The sequence below is a fragment of the Dactylosporangium vinaceum genome, assembly GCF_019904175.1.
In the GTDB taxonomy this organism is placed as follows: Bacteria; Actinomycetota; Actinomycetes; order Mycobacteriales; family Micromonosporaceae; genus Dactylosporangium; species Dactylosporangium vinaceum.
Genome location: NZ_CP061913.1, coordinates 11017907 through 11036245, shown reverse-complemented (window position 1 = coordinate 11036245; position 18339 = coordinate 11017907). Strand labels below are relative to the sequence as shown.

Sequence of the window (18339 nt, the reverse complement as noted above, 5' to 3'; positions counted from 1 at the left end):
TTCACGACGATGCCGTCGGCCGCGACGCGATCGGCGCCAGGGTCGCGCCCGTGACCTGTACCAGGTCGGCCGGGGCGAGCTCGATCTGCAGGCCGCGGCGGCCGCCGGAGACGTACATCGTGGCCAGCTCCTCGGCCGAGGCGTCGATCACGATCGGCAGCCGGGAGCGCTGGCCGACCGGGGATATCCCGCCGGTCACGTAGCCGGTGGCCCGCTCGGCCGCGGCCGGCTCGGCCATCGCCGCCCGCTTCCCGCCGACCGCGGACGCGAGGGCCTTGAGGTCCAGGGACGCCGAGACCGGCACCACGCCGACGGTGAGCTGCCCGTCGACGGTCGTCACCAGGGTCTTGAACAGCCGGGTCGGCTCCACGCCCAGCGCCGCGGCGGCGGCCTCGCCGTAGGACGCCGCCCGGGGGTCGACCTCGTAGGTGTGCGGGGTGAACGCAATCTTGGCGCGTGTCAGCATCGCGGTCGCCGGGGTACCCTTGCTCGCCACTGGCCCACAATAGCGAGATGCAGATCGGCTCGGTCCAGTTGTACCTCGGCCACGGCCACCTGTTCCTGGGCGCGACGAGCAGCGTGGACCTGGCGGTGTTCGACGGCGACGGCCCGGTCACCGCGACCGAGCACCACGTGCGCATCGCGGCCCGCCCGCAGGTCGGTCCCGTGCGGGTGCGGCTGTGGCAGGGCGCCGGGCCGCGGGTCGGCAAGCTGGTCTTCGACGGCCCGCTCAAGCTGCCGGACGCCAAGTTCTGCGTCGAGGAGGGGTCGGGGCTTTCGCGGTACGTCACGAAGGTCACCAGCCACTGCCCGCGGGTCCTGGTCGCGGTGGACGACCCCGGCCACGCGTCCCGGGTCGAGATCGTGTTCGAGCCCGAGTTCGTGCCGCGCAGCGCCCAGGTGTGGACCGCCGGCGAGCCGCCGTTTCCCAAGCTGACCGTCTCGCCGACCGCGCCCCGGCACCGGGCCGACGCGTTCGCCGACGCGCTGAGCGGCCACGACTTCGCGCACCGGCGACTGGCGGCGGCGCTGCTGGTGGTGGCCGAGGAGCGGCGGCAGCGCAACTCCGAGCAGATCGTGGCCTTCTACATCAACGACATCGTGGAGTGGCTGCGCTGGCTGAACGACCGCCTGACCTACGAGATGTGCCGGGACACGGGCCGGCAGCTGCTGAGCCAGCTGGGCCTGCGCTCGCCGGACCTCCTGGCCGCGGACACGCTCAACGACCTGCAGCGCCGCCTGGGCCATCCGCTGGTCTGAGCAGGAGCGCGGCCGGCTCGCCGGCGATTCTCGTGAGCGCGAGGAAGGCGCTCGCCCCACCCTCCAGCCTCAGCTGCCTGCGCAGCTCGTCCACGTCGTGGGCGGAGCCGCGCTTGAGGATCTGCAGGGCGCCGACGCCGCGCTCCCGGAGTGCGGCGCGCAGCTTCTTGAGGGCGATGGGCAGCCGGTCGATGATCTCGTACTTCCGGGCGAAGGGTGTCGGCACATCCGACCCGGTGGTCACGTAGGCGATCGACTCGTCGAGCAGGTGGCCGTCGAGCTGCTCCGCCAGCTCCGCCACCAGGTGCGAGCGGACCACGGCGCCATCGGGGTCGTAGAGGTAGGCGCCGACCGGGCCGACCGGGGCCTGCCGGTCGCCGCCGCCGGTGAGCTCGTGGATCTGGTCGCCCCGGTGCAGCGTGGCCCGCCGGGGCACCTCGGCCAGGGGGCCGCACCAGGCGGCCGCCTCCACCACGTCGCCGTCGACCGACACCCACTCGCCCTCGGCGCCCTTCGGCAACAGGGCGTGGTCGATGCCGGGCGCGAGCTTCAGCACGGTGTTGGAGACCCGGGCGGGCAGGGCGGTGACGAAGTCCCACGGCGGGGAGTAGGCGCGCGGGTCGAACACCCGGCGGCCGCCCGACGTCCGGCGGGCCGGGTCGCAGAACACCGCTTCCACCGCGACCAGAGGGGTTTCGGTGGCGTCGCGGGCTTCTACGAGTACGACATCGTCCAGTTCGAGGCTTTTGACGTTGGCGGCGGTCACGGCGGACGTCACGGGGTCGGCGTCCACGGCCAGCACCCGCAGCCCGGCCCGCGCGAACGCGATCGTGTCCGCGCCCACGCCGCAGCCCAGGTCGGCCACCCGGCGCGCACCGGCCGCGGCCAGCCGCTCAGCCCGCCGCCGCGCCACCGGGGCCCGGGTCGCCTGCTCCAGGCCGGCCCGGGTGAAGAGCATCAGCTGCGCGTCGGGGCCGAACTTCGCCACCGCCCGGCGCCGCAGCTCGGCCTGCGTGAGCGCCGCGGCAGCCAGGGCCGGCGAGAAGCCCTGCGCGCGCAGCTTCTCGGCCGCCACCAGCGGCGAGCTTGCCGCCAGCGTGGCCGCGGCGGCCAGCGCATCCTGCCCGTCCGCGCTGGTCAGGGCCTGAACGTCCTCTAAGCGCACGGTTTTTCCTCGGGTGATTTCGTGGCGTGTCTGGCACTCTAGTTGACGGAGTGCTAGCCACCGGCATAACCTCCGAGTTAGCACTCTCATGCCGAGGGTGCCAGACATACCCGGCCGGGGCCGGCACCCGCGACGACGGCTTCACCGGGCACTCGATAAGCAAGCTCGATACCCCAGGAGGGTATGCCCGTGACTACCGCGACGCAGGTTGCGATCAAGCCGCTCGAGGACCGCATCCTGGTCCAGGCCAACGAGGCTGAGACGACCACCGCCTCGGGCATCGTCATTCCGGACACCGCGAAGGAGAAGCCCCAGGAGGGCACCGTCATCGCGGTCGGCCCGGGTCGCATCGACGACAAGGGCAACCGGGTCCCGATTGACGTGAAGGTCGGCGACACCGTCATCTACTCGAAGTACGGCGGCACCGAGGTCAAGTACGCCGGCTCGGAGTACCTGGTGCTCTCGGCCCGCGACGTGCTCGCCGTCATCGAGAAGTAAGAGTTTTCTAGAAGCAGTGGCCACCGCCCCGGACCGCGCGTAGGCGCGAGCCGCCGGTCGACTACGCCTCGACCGACGAGGCATGTGTCGCCTGTCGGCTCCGGGGCGGTGTCGCTTTGAAGGGAATCAACAAGCATGGCGAAAATCCTGAGCTTCTCCGACGAGGCGCGCCACCTTCTGGAGCACGGCGTCAACCGCCTGGCCGACACGGTCAAGGTCACGCTTGGCCCCCGGGGACGCAACGTCGTCCTGGACAAGAAGTTCGGCGCCCCGACCATCACCAACGACGGCGTGACGATCGCCAAGGAGATCGAGCTCGCCAACCCCTACGAGAACCTTGGCGCACAGCTGGTCAAGGAAGTCGCCACCAAGACCAACGACGTGGCCGGCGACGGCACGACGACCGCCACCGTGCTGGCGCAGGCGCTGGTCCGTGAGGGCCTGCGCAACGTGACCGCCGGTGCGAACCCGGCCGGCATCAAGCGCGGCATCGAGCAGGCCACGGCCGCGGTCGTGAAGGCGCTCAAGGAGAAGTCGACCCCGGTCAACAGCCACACCGAGATCGCCCAGGTCGCCACCATCTCCGCCCAGGACGCCACCATCGGCGACCTGATCGCCTCGGCCATGGAGCGCGTCGGCCGCGACGGCGTCATCACCGTCGAAGAGGGCTCGATGCTCACCACCGAGCTCGAGATCACCGAGGGCATGCAGTTCGACAAGGGCTTCATCTCCCCGCACTTCGTCACCGACGGCGAGGCGCAGGAGGCGGTCCTGGAGGACGCGTACGTCCTGCTCACCACCCAGAAGATCTCCGCCATCGAGGAGCTGCTGCCCCTCCTGGAGAAGATCGTCCAGAACAGCAAGCCGCTGCTGATCATCGCCGAGGACGTCGAGGGCCAGGCCCTGTCGACCCTCGTCGTGAACGCCATCCGCAAGACCTTCCGGGTCGTCGCGGTCAAGGCCCCCGGCTTCGGCGACCGCCGCAAGGCGATGCTGCAGGACATCTCGATCCTGACCGGCTCCGAGCTGATCGCTCCCGAGCTGGGCTACAAGCTCGAGAGCGCCACCCTGGACCAGCTCGGCACCGCCCGGCGCGTCGTGGTCACCAAGGACCTGACCACGATCGTGGACGGCGGCGGCGAGCAGTCGGAGGTGACCGCGCGCGTCGAGCAGCTCCGCAAGGAGGTCGAGGCGTCGGACTCGGACTGGGACAAGGAGAAGCTGAACGAGCGCATCGCCAAGCTCTCCGGCGGCGTCGCGGTCATCAAGGCCGGCGCGGCGACCGAGGTCGAGATGAAGGAGCGCAAGCACCGCATCGAGGACGCCATCTCGGCGACCAAGGCCGCGGTCCAGGAGGGCATCGTCCCCGGCGGCGGCGCCGCTCTCGCGCAGGTGGCCTCCGTCCTGGACGGCGACCTGGGCCTGACCGGCGACGAGAAGGTCGGCGTGTCGATCGTGCGCAAGGCCCTGGTCGAGCCGCTGCGGTGGATCGCCCAGAACGCGGGCCTCGACGGCTACGTCGTGGTCGGCAAGGTCAAGGCGCTCGACTTCGGCCACGGCCTCGACGCGGCCACGGGCGAGTACGTCGACCTGGTCAAATCAGGCATCGTCGACCCGGTGAAGGTGACCCACAGCGCGGTCTCCAACGCCGCGTCGATCGCCGCTCTCCTGCTCACCACGGAGAGCTTGATCGTCGAGAAGCCGGCCGCCGCCGAGCCGGCTCCCGCCGGTGGCCACGGTCACGGCCACTCGCACGGCCCGGGCTTCTGACCGGACTTGCAACACGGGGCCCCGGGCGATCATCGCTCGGGGCCCTCGCATTTCTTAGCGTCCCATTACATGGCTTGGTGCGGCCGGGATGACCGCCGCATGCTTAGGGCGTGCACACTCGCAGGTTCGCCGCCCTGGCCGGAATCGCCGCCGCGGGAGTAGCGGTCGGGGTCGCCGAGGCGGTCGCGATTCTCACCGGGGCCACCACGTCGCCTCTGGTCAGCGTCGGTGGCGTGGTCATCGACGCGGTTCCGGCCAAGGTCAAGGACTTCGCGGTCGCGGTCTTCTACACCTACGACAAGCTGGCTCTGAGCATCGGGACGCTCGTCGTCCTGACCGCCTTTGCCGCCGGGATCGGGGTGCTGGCGCGGCAGCGGCGCCTGTGGGGATATCTCGGCATCGGTGTCTTCGGGGTCATCGGGATCGCCGCCGCCCTCAGCCGCCACAATGCGCCCTGGTACGCCTTCGTCCCCACCCTTGTCGGAGCGGCTGCGGGTGCCGGCGTGCTGCACTGGCTGTTCACGCTCGAGGCCGGCGACAACGCCGACCCGGAGGAGCGCCGCGCGTTTCTGCGTTCGGCCGGATATACGCTGCTCGGCGCGGCCGTGCTCGGGTTCGCCAGCCGCTGGTGGTCGACGCGGCGCGGGGTCGAGGCGGACCGGGCCAACGTCCAGCTGCCCAGCGTGCCGCCCAACACCGTGGCGCCGCTGCCGCCCGACGCCGACGCCACGCTGCCCGATCTGGCCCCGTTCGTCACGCCGAACAAGGACTTCTACCAGATCGACACGGCGCTCGTGGTGCCGCAGCTGACCACCGAGGACTGGAAGCTGCGCATCTACGGCCGGGTCGAGAAGGAGCTCACGATCAGCTGGGACGAGCTGCTGAAGCGGCCCATGATCGAGCGGTACATCACCCTGGCCTGCGTCTCCAACGAGGTCGGCGGCAACCTCATCAGCAACGCCAAGTGGCAGGGCGTGCGGGTGGCCGACCTGCTGGCCGAGGCCCGGCCCAAGGCGGGCGCCGACCAGGTGGTGAGCCGCTCGATCGACGGGTTCACCGCGGGCACCCCGACCGCCGCCCTGCTGGACGGGCGCGACGCCATGCTCGCGATCGCCATGAACGGGGAGCCGCTCCCGGTCGAGCACGGTTTCCCGGTGCGGATGGTGGTGCCGGGTCTGTATGGGTACGTCTCCGCGACGAAATGGCTCGTCGAACTGGAGCTGACGTCGTTCGCCGATTTCGACGCCTATTGGATCAAGCGCGGATGGTCGGCGCAGGGGCCGATCAAGACCGAGTCAAGAATCGACACGCCGCGGGACGGGAGCAGTCCACGGGCCGGCGAGATCATGATTGGCGGCGTCGCCTGGGCGCAGCGGCGCGGCATTTCCAAGGTGGAGATTCGGGTTGACGACGGTCCCTGGCAGAGCGCGACGCTGCTGCCCGTGCCGTCGATCGACACCTGGCGCCAGTGGACGTTCAAGTGGCCGGCCACCCCGGGCAAGCACCGCATCACCGTGCGGGCCACGGACAACGGCGGCGACACGCAGACCGACGCCGTGGCGCCGCCGGACCCCGACGGCGCCACGGGTTGGCACTCGATTGACGTGGAAGTGAAGTAGCGGCTCTACCGGGCGGCGGTGCGCGACCGGGAGTTGCCGGCCGACACCTGCGGGCGCCGCTGCGAGGGCACGCCCGGCGCCGGGTGCGTCGAGCCCGGGCGGCCCGGCACGGCGCGCAGCGGCTGCTGAGCGCCCGCGTTCGGGGCCGGCGTGGGTGCGGTCGGGCGCAGGCCCAGCTTGGCCTCCAGGCGCGCGACGTCGACCCGCGTGTTGCGGCGGTCGGCCGCGTCCTCCCAGCCCAGCGCCAGCAGCCGGAGCCGCTCGCCCTCGGTGAAGCCGCCCCACACGCCGTAGGGCTCGCGGGTCGTCAGCGCCTGGGCCGCGCACTCCGCGCGGACCGGGCACGCCCGGCAGACGTTCTTGGCGGCCGTTTCCCGGCGGCCGCGCGACGCGCCGCGTTCACCGTCCGGATGGAAGAACTGGGCGCTGTCACGCCCGCGGCACAGGCCGAGTCGCTGCCAGTCCCAAATGTCCGCGATCGGACCGGGCAGGCGAGTAACATTCGTCATTCGCTCCTCCTTCCAGGCATGTGGCCTGGAATTCGTGCGTTGCACAATCCCTGTACAACGCGCGAGACCGCCACAGGTAACGGCATGTCGTCGGTCAATTTCTCGAAGGCCAATCGCTGCGAAACCGCGTCTAGATCTCGCCTTTTCGTGTTTCTCTCTACGAGAGAGAGGAGCACGACGGTGCGTACGATTTTGGTGTGTGTGCGAACACAGGTCGCGGCACAGACGGTCGCCGCAGCCGCGGCCAGGCTGGGAGTGGCACACGCGGTGCGGACCGCCGTCACGATGGTCGAGGCCCTGGCGCGTCTTTCTGAGCAGCCGGCCGACCTGGTGCTGGCGGACCCGACGCTGGCCCGGCCCGACAGCGCGGAGTTCTCCCGCCGCGTGCTGGCCGTGGCGCCGGGCGCGACGGTGGTCTTCTTCGGCACGGAGGAGCCCCGGGCGGCCGCCGCGGCGATCGCGGCCGGCGCGCGGGCGGTCATCCGCGTCGACACGGCGGACCCGGTCACGACGCTGGCGAAGGCGGTGCTGCTGGTGCTGAGCCAGGTGGGCCGCGGCGGCAACGGCGAGCCGGTGCTGCAGGCGCGCATGGGTGCGCCGACCCAGGCGGCGGGCGGCATGATGCAGGCCGGCCGCGGGCTACCGCCCGGCGCGGCCAGGACCGCTGTCGGGGTGCCCGGGGCGCGGGTCGCCGGAGCGGGCGTGCCGGCCCAGCGCGGCGACGTTGCCGGCGAGCCCCCGCGGCGGCGGGTCGAGCTGACCGAGCGCGAGCTGCAGGTGCTGCGCGGGATGGCGGACGGCAAGAGCAACGCCGAGATCGGCCGCGAGCTGTTCGTCTCCGAGGATACGGTCAAGACGCACGCTCGCCGGCTGTTCCGGAAGCTCGGTGCACGCGACCGGGCACACGCCGTAGCGGCGGCGTTCCGAGCCGGGCTCGTGAGCTAGCGAGGGCCATCCTGGGCATGCCGCAGCGGTACCCGCCGCCCGGCAAACCTAAACGACGGGCAGATCAGCTTTCACCGTCGTCGGTCGCACTCGCGAGTGCGTCGTGGACCCCGTCAGCGTAACCCCGCGCGTACTCCCATGTGACGTAATGGTCGGGGTCGGGGTCGAAGGCGGGCTCGTGCACACGGGGACGACCGGACGTGAGCAGGTGTTTCAAGTTGCCCCGCAGCAGGTCCCAGTCGAAATAGTGCGGTTCGTGGCAGTCCTCACACTCGATCACGAGCCCACGCACGCCGATCGCCGTGAGCAGCGCCTGGTAGATCTCGAGGTCCGCAAGGTCCTCGAGAACGTCCTGGCGCTCGGCGGCCGTCAACGGGTCTTCGTTCCCGCTTTCGTCGAGCTCGGCCGAGGGATCGGCCGGGTCGCCGGCGAACGGGTCGATGGGCTCTTCGTGCACGCCTCAACGGTAGACCTTTTCGGCCCCGATGTGGGCCCGGGCACGGCTCTGCCATGGCGGACGGGTGCGCCGCCGGGGCAGAAGTACGATGAGACGCACCCGCCGGACGACCGAGAGCTGGGATGCGCTTCATGGATTTCTCGCGACCTGACGTGCTGCCTTTGGGCCTGACCTTTGACGACGTGCTGCTGCTTCCGGGCGAGTCGGACGTCGTCCCGAGCGCTGTGGACACGTCGAGCCGGGTCACCCGCAACATCACCCTCCGGATACCGCTGGTGTCCTCAGCCATGGACACCGTCACCGAGGCCCGGATGGCGATCGCCATGGCGCGCAACGGCGGCATCGGCACGCTGCACCGCAACCTGTCGATCGAGGACCAGGCCATCCAGGTCGACCTGGTGAAGCGGTCCGAGGCCGGCATGGTCACCAACCCCGTGACCTGCTCGCCCGACGACACGCTGGGCGAGGTCGACCGGCTCTGCGGGCGCTACCGGATCTCCGGTGTGCCGGTCACCGACACCGACGGCCAGCTCGTCGGCATCGTCACCAACCGCGACATGCGCTTCGTGTCCGACCCCAACATCCGGGTCCGCGAGATCATGACCGTCGCGCCGCTCATCACCGCACCGGTCGGCGTGAGCAAGGACCAGGCCCTCGCGCTGCTGCGCCAGCACAAGGTCGAGAAGCTGCCGATCGTCGACGGCGCCGGCAAGCTGCGCGGGCTGATCACCGTAAAGGACTTCTCCAAGAGCGAGAAGTTCCCGCACGCGACGAAGGACGAGGCCGGCCGGCTGCGCGTGGCCGCCGCGGTGGGCGTTGGCGAGGACTCCTACAAGCGGGCCCGCACGCTCATCGACGCCGGGCTCGACATCGTCATGGTCGACACCGCCCACGGCCACAACCGGCAGGTCGTGGAGATGGTCCAGCGGCTGAAGAAGGAGACGTCGGTCGACGTCGTCGGCGGCAACGTGGCCACCTACGAGGGCGCCAAGGCGCTCGCCGAGGCCGGGGCCGACGCGGTCAAGATCGGCGTGGGGCCGGGCTCGATCTGCACCACCCGGGTCATCGCCGGTGTCGGTGTGCCGCAGATCACGGCCATCATGGAGGCGTCCCGGGCCTGTGCGCCGCTGGGAGTTCCGGTCATCGCCGACGGCGGCATGCAGTACTCCGGCGACATCGCCAAGGCCATCGCGGCCGGCGCCGACACCGTCATGCTGGGCAGCCTGCTGGCCGGCTGCGAGGAGAGCCCGGGCGACCTGATCTTCATCAACGGAAAGCAGTTCAAGACCTACCGCGGCATGGGCTCGCTCGGCGCCATGCAGTCCCGCGGCCAGGCCCGCTCGTACTCCAAGGACCGCTACTTCCAGGACGACGTCAACTCCGACGACAAGCTCGTCCCCGAGGGCATCGAGGGCCAGGTGGCCTACCGCGGCCCCCTCTCCTCGGTCGCTCAGCAGCTGGTCGGCGGCCTGCGCTCCGGCATGGGCTACGTCGGCGCGGCCACGGTCCCGGACATGCACGAGCGCGGCCGGCTCATCCGGATCACCGCTGCGGGGCTCAAGGAGAGCCACCCGCACGACATCCAGATGACCGTCGAGGCCCCGAACTACCACTCGCGCTAGATACTTGTGCGCGGTGTACACCCCGGATTAACAGGAGCTGACAATGCGTGACGTGGTCGAGATCGGGCTGAGCAAGAGCGCCCGGCGGGGGTACCACCTGGACGACATCGCGATCGTCCCGACGCGCCGCACCCGCGACGTCGACGACGTGTCCACGAACTGGCAGCTCGACGCCTACCCGTTCAAGATCCCATGTGTGGCCCACCCCTCCGACGCCACGATGAGCCCGGCCACCGCTGTCGCGCTCGGGCGGCTCGGCGGGCTCGGCGTGCTCAACGTCGAGGGGCTCTGGACCCGCTACGCCGACCCGACCAAGATCCTGGAGGAGCTGTCCGGGCTCGACGACGAGTCGCCGGCCACCGCCCGCCTCCAGGAGGTCTACGCGGAGCCGATCAAGCCGGAGCTGATCGGCGAGCGGGTCAAGGAGATGCGCGACGGCGGCATCACCGTCGCCGTGCGCGTCTCGCCGCAGCACACGCTGGCCCTCGCCCCGGTCATCCTCGACGCCGGCGTGGACATCCTGGTCATCCAGGGCACGCTTGTCTCGGCCGAGCACGTCTCGACCACCGACGAGCCGCTCAACCTCAAGGAGTTCATCGCCGACCTCGACCTGCCGGTCATCGTCGGCGGCTGCACCAACTACCAGACCGCGCTGCACCTGATGCGCACCGGCGCCGCCGGCGTCATCGTGGGCATCGGCGCCGACGAGTGGTCGACCACCGACCGGGTGCTCGGCATCCGGGTGCCGATGGCGACGGCGATCGCCGACGCCGCCGACGCGCGCCGCGACTACCTGGACGAGACCGGCGGCCGCTACGTGCACATCATCGCCGACGGCAACATCCAGACCTCGGGCGACATCGCGAAGGCCCTGGGCTGCGGCGCCGACGCGGTGATGGTCGGCGAGCCGCTGTCGCGCAGCGAGACCGCGCCGGCCGGCGGAGCCTGGTGGCACTCGGCGGCCAGCCACCCGAAGCTGCCGCGCGGCTCGTTCGGCTCGGCCGAGGCCACGCTCGGCACCCTGGAGAAGGTCCTCTACGGCCCCTCCGAGGACCCGGACGGCGCACTGAACCTCTTCGGCGGTCTGCGGCGGGCGATGGCGAAGTGCGGGTACCGCGACCTGAAGGAGTTCCAGAAGGTCGGTCTGATTCTTGACAAATAGCGCGAATCTGTAAATTTCACACTGAGGGGGCCTTAGGGCCTCCTTTTGTGGCTCACCTGACGCTTCTGTGGGTGGTGCAGCGCGTCGTGAATAGCGCACGCCGTTGTCCTGCCTAGGTTCTGGCTTGTCGAAGGTCGGAGCTGAGGTGGCGGGAGGACGGCGTGCGTAGGGCGAGGTTATGGGCCCGGCTGGCGGGAGTCGAGAAGGCGGTCGTTGAGTGTGTCGTCTTCGACGACAGTGAGGGCGCCGTCGTTGGCGGGCGCTGGACCTGGGCCGGGTGCGGGTGTTCGTGGAGGCCGACGCGCCGCGGGTGTGCTGTTCGTGGCACGGGGTCGTGGTGGCGGCTGCGCCGCATCGGCATCGACGAGATCTCCTGGAAGAAGGGTCACAAGTACCTGACCGTGGTGGTCTGTCACGACTCCGGCCGGCTGGTACGGGCCAGCTCAGGCCGTGATCGGGCCACGCTGCGGGCGTTCTTCGACGCGCTGGGGACCGCGCGCAGCGCGCAGATCATCCACATCTCCGCTGGCGGGCGGACTGGATCGCCGATGTCGTCGCCCGCCGCTGTCCGGCCGCGGTCGTGTGCACGGACCCGTTCCACGTCGTGTCCTGGGCCACCGACGCCCTCGATCAGGTACGCCGGCAGGCGTGGAACCTCGCCCGCCACGAAGCGGGCGGCAGCAGACGGCACGTGCAGGGCCCGGGCAAGACCACCCAGCGAGCCGTCGGCGCGGCACGCACGCACGCTGCCGGTGGGCGCTGTGGAAGAACCCCAGCAACCTCACCGAGCAACAGACCGCCAAGCTGGCCTGGATCGCCAGGACCAGCCCGATGCTCTACCGCGCCCACCTGCTCAAGGAAGGGCTACGGGCAGTGCTCCAGATCGCCAAGGTCAGTCCGGACGACGCCGTGGTAGCCCTGGACCCGTGGACCAGCTGGGCCCGCCGCAGCCGGATCCCGGCGTTCGTCACCCTGCAACGCCGCATCACCGCTCACCGTGCGGCGATCCTGGCCACCATCACCGACGGGTCTGTCCAACGGCCGGATCGAGTCGACGAACACCAAAATCCGGCTGATCACCCGGATGGCGTTCGGGTTCCACTCCGCCGGCGCGCTCATCTCCTTGGCCATGCTCTGCCTGGGCGGCCACCGACCCACCCTGCACGGGCGATGGCCACCCCAACCAACCCACAGATCAGTCAAGAGAGCCCTTTTGTGCGCACCTGGCGCTCCGGGGAGCGATATGTCGGGCGCTGCGCGCCTCGACATATCGGACTTTTCGCCGGACGGGGTATTCGCACGATTGGGCCAGGTTGAGCTCGAGACGGCTGGAGAACCGTCCCGGGCTCGCCCGGAGGTGCTGTCGGGGGATGGCGACTACCGGGGCAGCGCCTGCTGGAGCTCGGCCCGCAGCGCCGGCGTCAGCATCTCCCCGGCCTGCTTGGCCAGGCGGGCCATCTCGTAGCCGACAACGCCGATGTCCGCGTCGCGCCCTGCCAGCGTGGCCAGGATCGAGCCGTCGCGGATCGACATGACCAGGAAGAAGCCCTGGCCCATCTCGACCACCGTCTGCTTGACCTCGTCGCCGTCGAAGATCCGCGCGGCGCCGCTGGTGACGCTGACCAGGCCCGACGTGACCGCGGCCAGCTGGTCGGCGCTGTCACGGGGCAGATGGTCCGAGACGGCCACCAGCAGGCCGTCGGAAGAGACGACAACAGCATGGGCGATGCCGGGCACCCGCTCGGTGAACGCGTTGATCAGCCAGCTCAGGTCCCGTGCTTGTTGGCTCAGGGTCACGCCGTGCTCCCTCGATGTTCGTTGATCGGCACCGTGGGGACCTCGTCCTCGTTCGCGGCCCGATGCACGCCACTGTAGAACCGGGTGAGCATGCTGCCCACGCTGGCCGGGTCCGGCTCGGTGTGCGGCATGGTGACCGGCTGGGTATCCTCCGGCGCCGGAGCCGGCTCGTTGGGGTCGCCCGGCAGCTGGGCCAGCGGGACCCGGATCGGCAGGCCCGCGTTGCTCGTGCCGGCCGTGACCGGCTCGCGCTGGGCCGGGATCTTGATGGCCGGCCTCGGCGCTTCTCCGCCACCGCCGCCGCGCGACCACCAGCGGGTGCCCTTCGCGGCCGGGGCGGGCGCGCCGTTGGTGCCGCGGGTCGCCGCCCCGATGATCTCCTCGGCCCGGGCTGGGCGGGGCTTCGCCCCATTTGCCGGACCGCCGTTGGGTGGGGCGGAGGTGGGGGCCGCCGAAACCGGCACCGCGGAGATCGGTACCGCGGAGACCGGTGCTGCGGAGACCGGCACCGCGGAGACGGGTACCGCCGACACGGGAGCCTCTTGCGGCACCGGCGGCGCGGCGACCGCCGGCACGTCCGGGTCCGCCTCGTCGCCGGCCGCCGGCTCCGAGTCGGTGGCGGGGCCGGCGGTCAGCGCGGGCAGCGCCGTTGTCGGCCCCTCCGGCTCCGGGCCGGTCGTGTCCCCGGCGTCGACGCCGCCCTCGACCGGGATCGGCAGGCGGGCGGCGCCGGCGAGCCGGCCGGCCGGATTGTTGCCGTAGAGCCCGGCGCCGTCCGGTGCGGCCGCGAGCAGGCGCGCCGGCAGCGTCACGTACGCCGTGACCCCGCTCTCGCTCGCCGTCAGCCGCACCGACACGCCGTGCCGGTCGGCGAGGTGGCCGACCACGACCAGGCCCATCCGCTCCGAGGCGGCCACGTCGATCGCGATCGGGCTGGAGACGCGCTCGTTGGCCTCGATGAGGCCGGAGTCGGTCATCCCGATGCCCTTGTCCTCGATGACGATCGTGGCCTCGCGGGCCTGCTGGGCCGGCCAGCCGGTGACCGTCACCACCGTGTCGGGCGGCGAGAACGTCGTCGCGTTCTCCAGCAGCTCGGCGAAGAGGTGGACGATGTCGGATACGGCGTGGCCGACGATGAACACGTCGTTCGACACGTCGTGGCGGATTCGGGCGTACTGCTCGATCTCCGCCATCGCCGCCAGCATCACGGCCGACAGGGACACCGGCTGGGCCCATCGTCGCGTCGCCTCACTACCCGCGAGGACCAGCAGGTTCTCGTCGTTGCGGCGCATGCGGGTGGCCAGGTGGTCGAGCCGGAACAGGTTCGCCAGCTGCTCCGGGTCGGTCTCGGCCGACTCCAGCTGGTCGAGCAGCTGCAGCTGGCGCTCGACGAGCGTCTGCGACCGGCGGGCCAGGTTGACGAACATCGAGTTGACGTTGCGCCGCATGACCGCCTGCTCGACGGCCAGGCTGACCGCGCTGCGGTGCACGGCGGTGAACGCGTCGGCGACCTCGCCGATCTCGTCGGACGAGCGCACCCGGGTGGTCGTGTCGACGGTCACCGTCTCGCCCCGGGGAAGCGTCCGCAGCCGCTGGATCGCCTCGGGCAGGCGGTGCTGGGCCACGTCGAGGGCCTGGGCCCGCAGCTGGCGCAGGGAGCGGGCCATCGACCGGCCGATGAGCCAGGACAACAGCAGCGCCAGCAGCATGACCAGCACGATCGCCGAGGTGGCGACGATCGCGTTGGTGCGCTGGGTGCCGCTGCGGTCACCGGCGCCCTTGATCGCGTCCTCGAGCATCAGCCGTTCGATGCTGCGCAGATACTCCAGCTCCTGGGTGCTGGCCCGCCACCAGTCCTCGGCGCTGACGCCGACCGCGGCGCCCCGGGCCCGGGAGATGATGTCCTGCTGGAGCCGGGCGACAGTCGAGACGGCTGACTGGCGCAGGTTCTTGTCGTAGATCGCGAGGTGGCGCGGGCTGGCCGAGCTGCGGAAGCGCTCGACCGCGGCGATCTGCCGGGCCTGGATCTCGGAGAACGTCTCGAAGTCGTCGGGCGCGAACTTGCCGGCGCTGGCCGCGGCGAAGATCCGCCCGCGCAGCTGGTCCTTGAGCTCCTTGGCCTGGGCGAGGTCCATGAGCGAGGCCACCTCGGCCACCGACTGCGAGTCGCCGCCGATGTCGGGCCGGTCCGGCACCAGCTCGAAGAGGTGCTGGATGGTGATGGAGTACTGGTCGAAGACCGCCTCCTCGCGAAGCCACCGGTGCGCCACGCCGTCGCGGACCAGGCCGAGGTCGGTGAAGTCGGCGGCCATCCGGTTCTGCACACCGCTGAAGATCGGGTTGCGCAGCAGCGGGCGGGCCTGCTCGGAGAAGGCGCGCAGTGAGGCGTCGGTCGCCGCCTGGCTGGAGGCCAGGTCGTCGGCGGCCGGGTTCGCGCCGGACGGCTGAGCGCCGCCGTTCGACTTGGCAATAAATCCGACCGTTCGGTCCCTTTCCAGCTGCAACTGGTGGATGAGATCGGTCAGTTGGCGGCCGACCTTGACCCCTTGGGCGAACTGGTCCAGCTTCGTCGCGTCCTGCACGGAGACGTTGATCTGCACGCCGGCGATCACCAGGAAGGCCACGGCGGGCAGCACCAGGACGGCGGCGAGCTTCGTGGGCACGCGCCAGTCGCGCACCCGGAAAAGCGATGCGCTGCGCCGTTGCGGTTCCCCCGGCCGCCGACGGCGATGGCTGTTCACCTTCATCACGACGGCCGGAGCCCTCGTCGAAGGCGGCGTAGCGAAGGTCTGCACCCCTCCACACCTTTCGCATGCGTCATCGCGCTGCTGAGCAGCGTGCGGGACTTATCAAACCAGGGTTGCGGCGACTGTCCAACCGCCTCATAGTGGCGCAGGTCACAATACTCGAAGCCGGACACCGGACTTGCTAGCCATTGACCAGAGGGGAAGGATACGGCCGTCCGACCAGCCACGCTTCGCGAGGAGTCATACGCCGTGCTCACCCGGGGCCTGCGGCCCGCAGTGACCGCCCTGGTGCTGGCGTCGGCGTTACTCATGTCGGCCTGCACCTCCGGTGCGGAGAAGCCGGCCGCGACCGCGCCCACGACCGTGGCCATCGGCCTGCTCGTCCCGACGAGCGGCCCCAACGCGCAGCTCGGCCAGCAGGCCACCCTGGGCGCCAAACTGGCCATCGAGGTGGTCAACCGGGACATTCCGACGAAGCCGCTGCCGCTGCCCCTGGGCGCCGGGGCCGGCCTGCGCAACGGCACCAAGCTGACGCTGCTCACCGGCAACACCGAGAGTGCGCCGGAGAAGATCGAGAAAGAGGCCGGCAAGCTCATCGACGACGGTGCCCTCGGGCTCGTCCTGGCCGACACGATCGACGTGGCCCTGGCCACCAGCCGGGTCGCCGACCTGCAGGGCGTCTCGCTCGTCGACGCGCTGAGCACCTCGGACACGTTCGGCGACCTCAACCGCACCGGGCACTTCCGCATCCAGCCCACCGACCGCCGCGAGGTCACCACCGCGCTCGACCTGCTCTACCGCCAGCGGGGCGGCGACAAGCAGATCAAGCGGATCGTCACCGCGGCCGGCACGCCGGCGGGCCCGCTCGGCGACGAGGTCGCCAGCCTCAAGAACTCCATCGAGGACCTCAGCCAGGCGGCCGGCTACGACGTGGCCGGCAAGGACAAGATCCTGCCGCTCACCGGTAGCGAGGCCGGCCAGCCCAACGGCCAGGTCCAGAAGGGCGACGCGGTCCTCGCCGTCGTCACCAGCCCGGCCGAGGCGAGCGCGGCCAACGACCTGGCCGTGAAGCTCAAGGGCACCGCACCGGTGATCGCCATGGGCCCGGCCGTCGGCGCGCTCGACGCCGTGAAGAACCCGACGGCCCTGCGCGCCTCCGGCTGGTCGAACGAGTTCGCCGCCCGCAACCCGATCGCCCAGGTCATCGGCGCGATGTTCGAGCAGGCGTTCCACACGAAGCTGACCGAGGTGGCGGCCGACGCGTTCATGGCGACGCTCACGCTGGCCCTGGCGATGGACCAGTCGGCCGAATACTCGAAGCAGGCCGTCCGCAACGCCGTGCAGCAGCTGAACCTCCCGGCGACCCAGATGATCATGCCCTGGAACGGCGTCCGCTTCGACGGCAACGGCGTGAACCAGCTGGCCGGTGGGGTCGTGGAGCAGCGCACGCAGAACGGCTACACGCTCATTCACCCGGCCGAGCTGGCGCTCAGCCAGGCCCTCGCGCTGTAGGCGGCGGGCCCGGCCTACCCGAGGTGGGTGACGAGGGCTCCGGGGTCGCTGCGCACCAGCTCGTTCAGGTCGATGCTCGACGCCGAGTCGGGCGCGACCAGGCAGCGGGGCAGCAGCGGGTGCTCGCGCCGCCAGCCCTTGCGGAGCAGGGCGTACTCCACCACGACCGCCAGCAGCGCCGCGCCCATCCACGGCGGGGGTGTCTCCGCGTCGGCCTCGGGCGGCAGGCCGCGCCGGGCTCGCTCCACGTCCACCGGGCGGCGCAGCAGCGTCCCGGCCAGCTCGTCACGGTCGTCGGGCGTGCGGCCCAGGACCTCGGTGACCGCCTCGACGTACTGCCGGGCCCGCCGCTCCACGTCCGGCAGGTAGGACTCGACCGGCAGGTCGGCCAGGCGGACCCACGGGTCGGCCGAGTCCGGCAGCACCTCGGCCGCCAGGGTGCGCAGGGTGGCCGGGCCCAGCTCGTCGAGGGGGACCGCGTCCGGGTCCAGCGTGACGAGCGAGACGATCGACGGAGTGAGCAGCTCCTCGGCCAGGCCCGGGTGGCGGGCGGCCAGGTCCTCGCGGGAGAGGCGGGCGGCCGGGGCGCCCCAGCGGGCCAGGCGCAGCTGCCAGGCCGCGTGCAGGTCCTCGGCCCGGACGATGGCGGTCGTGGGCAGGGAGCCGGTGTCGAGGGTCGGGGCGGTGCCGGAGGCCAGCGGTGCGGCGGCGAACGCGGCGAAGCCCGCCTCCGTCGCGGCCGCCTTGAGCAGGGCCCGGGCCGCGTCCTCGACGGCGGAGAGGCCGCCGCCGGCGGCGGTGATCGCGGTGGCGTCGCGGACCTGCTCGGCCTCGGCCAGGAGCTCGCCCGTCGCCCCGACCAGGCGGGCGTGGCGGGCGGCCGCCTTCTCCGAGTGGGCCGTGTGGCGGCGGGCGTTGAGCAGGTTGCGGACCAGGTCGGGGTGGCGCGACGGCGGCAGGGCCAGCTCGTGGGCCAGCAGCACCCGCAGCTCGTCGCCCGACAGGCCCCAGACCAGCGGCAGGCCGATGACCAGGAAGCCGCCGTCGGTGCGGACGGTGGCCGCGCCGCCGAGGTGCACCGAGTGCGGCGGGGCCGCGTCGGCGAACTTCAGCGCGTCGAGGACCACCGAGTGCAGTGCCGCGTGATGAGCCGCATCGACGGCCGGCAGGGTGGGCGGTGACGACGGCGGTTCCGCGCCACCCAGCAGCCGGCGACCACGCCAGACGGGCAGCCCGCCGGGAAGTCTCGCCATAGTTGCCCAGTCTGCCGCAATCG

General features: G+C 71.4%; 14 protein-coding genes and 2 pseudogenes. 9 read left to right on the top strand and 7 right to left on the bottom strand.

Annotated features, from left to right (window positions below):
- Position 1: 1 nt before the first annotated feature.
- Entirely contained in the window at positions 2-496 is a 495-nt protein-coding gene (ybaK, locus tag Dvina_RS49565) for a Cys-tRNA(Pro) deacylase (protein WP_223099011.1), read from the bottom strand.
- A 17-nt stretch (positions 497-513) separates the two neighbouring features.
- On the opposite strand from ybaK, the gene Dvina_RS49560 reads away from it, so the two are divergent.
- Positions 514-1260 carry a hypothetical protein gene (locus Dvina_RS49560; protein ID WP_223099010.1) on the top strand — a complete coding sequence of 249 codons (747 nt, stop codon included), beginning with the start codon at positions 514-516 and terminating at the stop codon, positions 1258-1260.
- Here the strand turns inward: Dvina_RS49560 and Dvina_RS49555 are convergent.
- A complete protein-coding gene (locus tag Dvina_RS49555) occupies positions 1220-2425 on the bottom strand; it encodes a class I SAM-dependent methyltransferase (protein WP_223099009.1) in 1206 nt (401 codons plus the stop codon). The genes Dvina_RS49560 and Dvina_RS49555 overlap by 41 nt on opposite strands.
- 183 nt (positions 2426-2608) lie before the next feature.
- Here Dvina_RS49555 and groES point away from each other — a divergent pair, with 183 nt between their 5' ends.
- The 3 genes from groES to Dvina_RS49540 all read left to right on the top strand — a co-directional run bounded on the left by groES (position 2609) and on the right by Dvina_RS49540 (position 6312).
- Entirely contained in the window at positions 2609-2923 is a 315-nt protein-coding gene (gene groES / locus Dvina_RS49550; RefSeq protein WP_223099008.1) for a co-chaperone GroES, read from the top strand.
- Between the two features lie 135 nt (positions 2924-3058).
- Positions 3059-4693 (top strand): chaperonin GroEL, encoded by a 1635-nt coding sequence (gene groL / locus Dvina_RS49545; RefSeq protein ID WP_223099006.1) that lies wholly within the window; start codon positions 3059-3061, stop codon positions 4691-4693.
- A 110-nt stretch (positions 4694-4803) separates the two neighbouring features.
- Positions 4804-6312, top strand: coding sequence for a molybdopterin-dependent oxidoreductase (locus Dvina_RS49540; protein WP_246655829.1), 1509 nt, complete (start codon positions 4804-4806; stop codon positions 6310-6312).
- A gap of 143 nt (positions 6313-6455) precedes the next feature.
- Here the strand turns inward: Dvina_RS49540 and Dvina_RS54980 are convergent.
- Positions 6456-6821, bottom strand: a pseudogene (locus Dvina_RS54980) (WhiB family transcriptional regulator); the annotation flags it as partial.
- Between the two features lie 180 nt (positions 6822-7001).
- Between Dvina_RS54980 and Dvina_RS49530 the strand changes: the two are divergent.
- Entirely contained in the window at positions 7002-7766 is a 765-nt protein-coding gene (locus tag Dvina_RS49530; protein WP_246656694.1) for a helix-turn-helix transcriptional regulator, read from the top strand.
- A 64-nt stretch (positions 7767-7830) separates the two neighbouring features.
- On the opposite strand, the gene Dvina_RS49525 is transcribed toward Dvina_RS49530, so the two are convergent.
- A complete protein-coding gene (locus tag Dvina_RS49525) occupies positions 7831-8223 on the bottom strand; it encodes a DUF5319 domain-containing protein (RefSeq protein WP_223099000.1) in 393 nt (130 codons plus the stop codon).
- A 122-nt stretch (positions 8224-8345) separates the two neighbouring features.
- Between Dvina_RS49525 and guaB the strand changes: the two genes are divergently transcribed.
- From guaB to Dvina_RS49510, 3 genes and pseudogenes are all read left to right on the top strand, one after another.
- Positions 8346-9845: an IMP dehydrogenase gene (gene guaB / locus Dvina_RS49520; RefSeq protein WP_223098998.1), complete on the top strand. Its 1500-nt coding sequence runs from the start codon at positions 8346-8348 to the stop codon at positions 9843-9845.
- Between the two features lie 43 nt (positions 9846-9888).
- On the top strand, positions 9889-11007 hold the full coding sequence (locus Dvina_RS49515; RefSeq protein ID WP_223098996.1) for a GuaB3 family IMP dehydrogenase-related protein: 1119 nt from the start codon (positions 9889-9891) through the stop codon (positions 11005-11007).
- A gap of 161 nt (positions 11008-11168) precedes the next feature.
- Positions 11169-12178 (top strand): annotated as a pseudogene (locus Dvina_RS49510) (ISL3 family transposase); the annotation flags it as partial.
- A 206-nt stretch (positions 12179-12384) separates the two neighbouring features.
- Here Dvina_RS49510 and Dvina_RS49505 read toward each other — a convergent pair.
- A complete protein-coding gene (locus Dvina_RS49505) occupies positions 12385-12804 on the bottom strand; it encodes a roadblock/LC7 domain-containing protein (protein WP_246655828.1) in 420 nt (139 codons plus the stop codon).
- Positions 12801-15482 (bottom strand): sensor histidine kinase, encoded by a 2682-nt coding sequence (locus tag Dvina_RS49500; protein ID WP_223098994.1) that lies wholly within the window; start codon positions 15480-15482, stop codon positions 12801-12803. The genes Dvina_RS49505 and Dvina_RS49500 overlap by 4 nt, the downstream gene beginning before the upstream one ends.
- A 318-nt stretch (positions 15483-15800) precedes the next feature.
- Between Dvina_RS49500 and Dvina_RS49495 the strand changes: the two genes are divergently transcribed.
- Complete coding sequence (locus tag Dvina_RS49495) at positions 15801-17063, top strand: ABC transporter substrate-binding protein (protein ID WP_223098991.1); 1263 nt, start codon at positions 15801-15803, stop codon at positions 17061-17063.
- Positions 17064-17077: 14 nt separating this feature from the next.
- Here the strand turns inward: Dvina_RS49495 and Dvina_RS49490 are convergent, their stop codons facing one another.
- A complete protein-coding gene (locus tag Dvina_RS49490) occupies positions 17078-18316 on the bottom strand; it encodes a M48 family metalloprotease (RefSeq protein WP_223098988.1) in 1239 nt (412 codons plus the stop codon).
- Between the last annotated feature and the right edge of the window lie 23 nt (positions 18317-18339).

What these genes read in the sequence shown, in the direction of transcription:
- Dvina_RS49560 (WP_223099010.1), top strand. Translation starts at nt 514, where the DNA reads ATGCAGATCGGCTCGGTCCAGTTGTACCTCGGCCACGGCCACCTGTTC.
- groES (WP_223099008.1), top strand. Translation starts at nt 2,609, where the DNA reads ATGCCCGTGACTACCGCGACGCAGGTTGCGATCAAGCCGCTCGAGGAC.
- groL (WP_223099006.1), top strand. Translation starts at nt 3,059, where the DNA reads ATGGCGAAAATCCTGAGCTTCTCCGACGAGGCGCGCCACCTTCTGGAG.
- guaB (WP_223098998.1), top strand. Translation starts at nt 8,346, where the DNA reads ATGCGCTTCATGGATTTCTCGCGACCTGACGTGCTGCCTTTGGGCCTG.
- Dvina_RS49515 (WP_223098996.1), top strand. Translation starts at nt 9,889, where the DNA reads ATGCGTGACGTGGTCGAGATCGGGCTGAGCAAGAGCGCCCGGCGGGGG.
- Dvina_RS49490 (WP_223098988.1), bottom strand. Translation starts at nt 18,316, where the DNA reads ATGGCGAGACTTCCCGGCGGGCTGCCCGTCTGGCGTGGTCGCCGGCTG.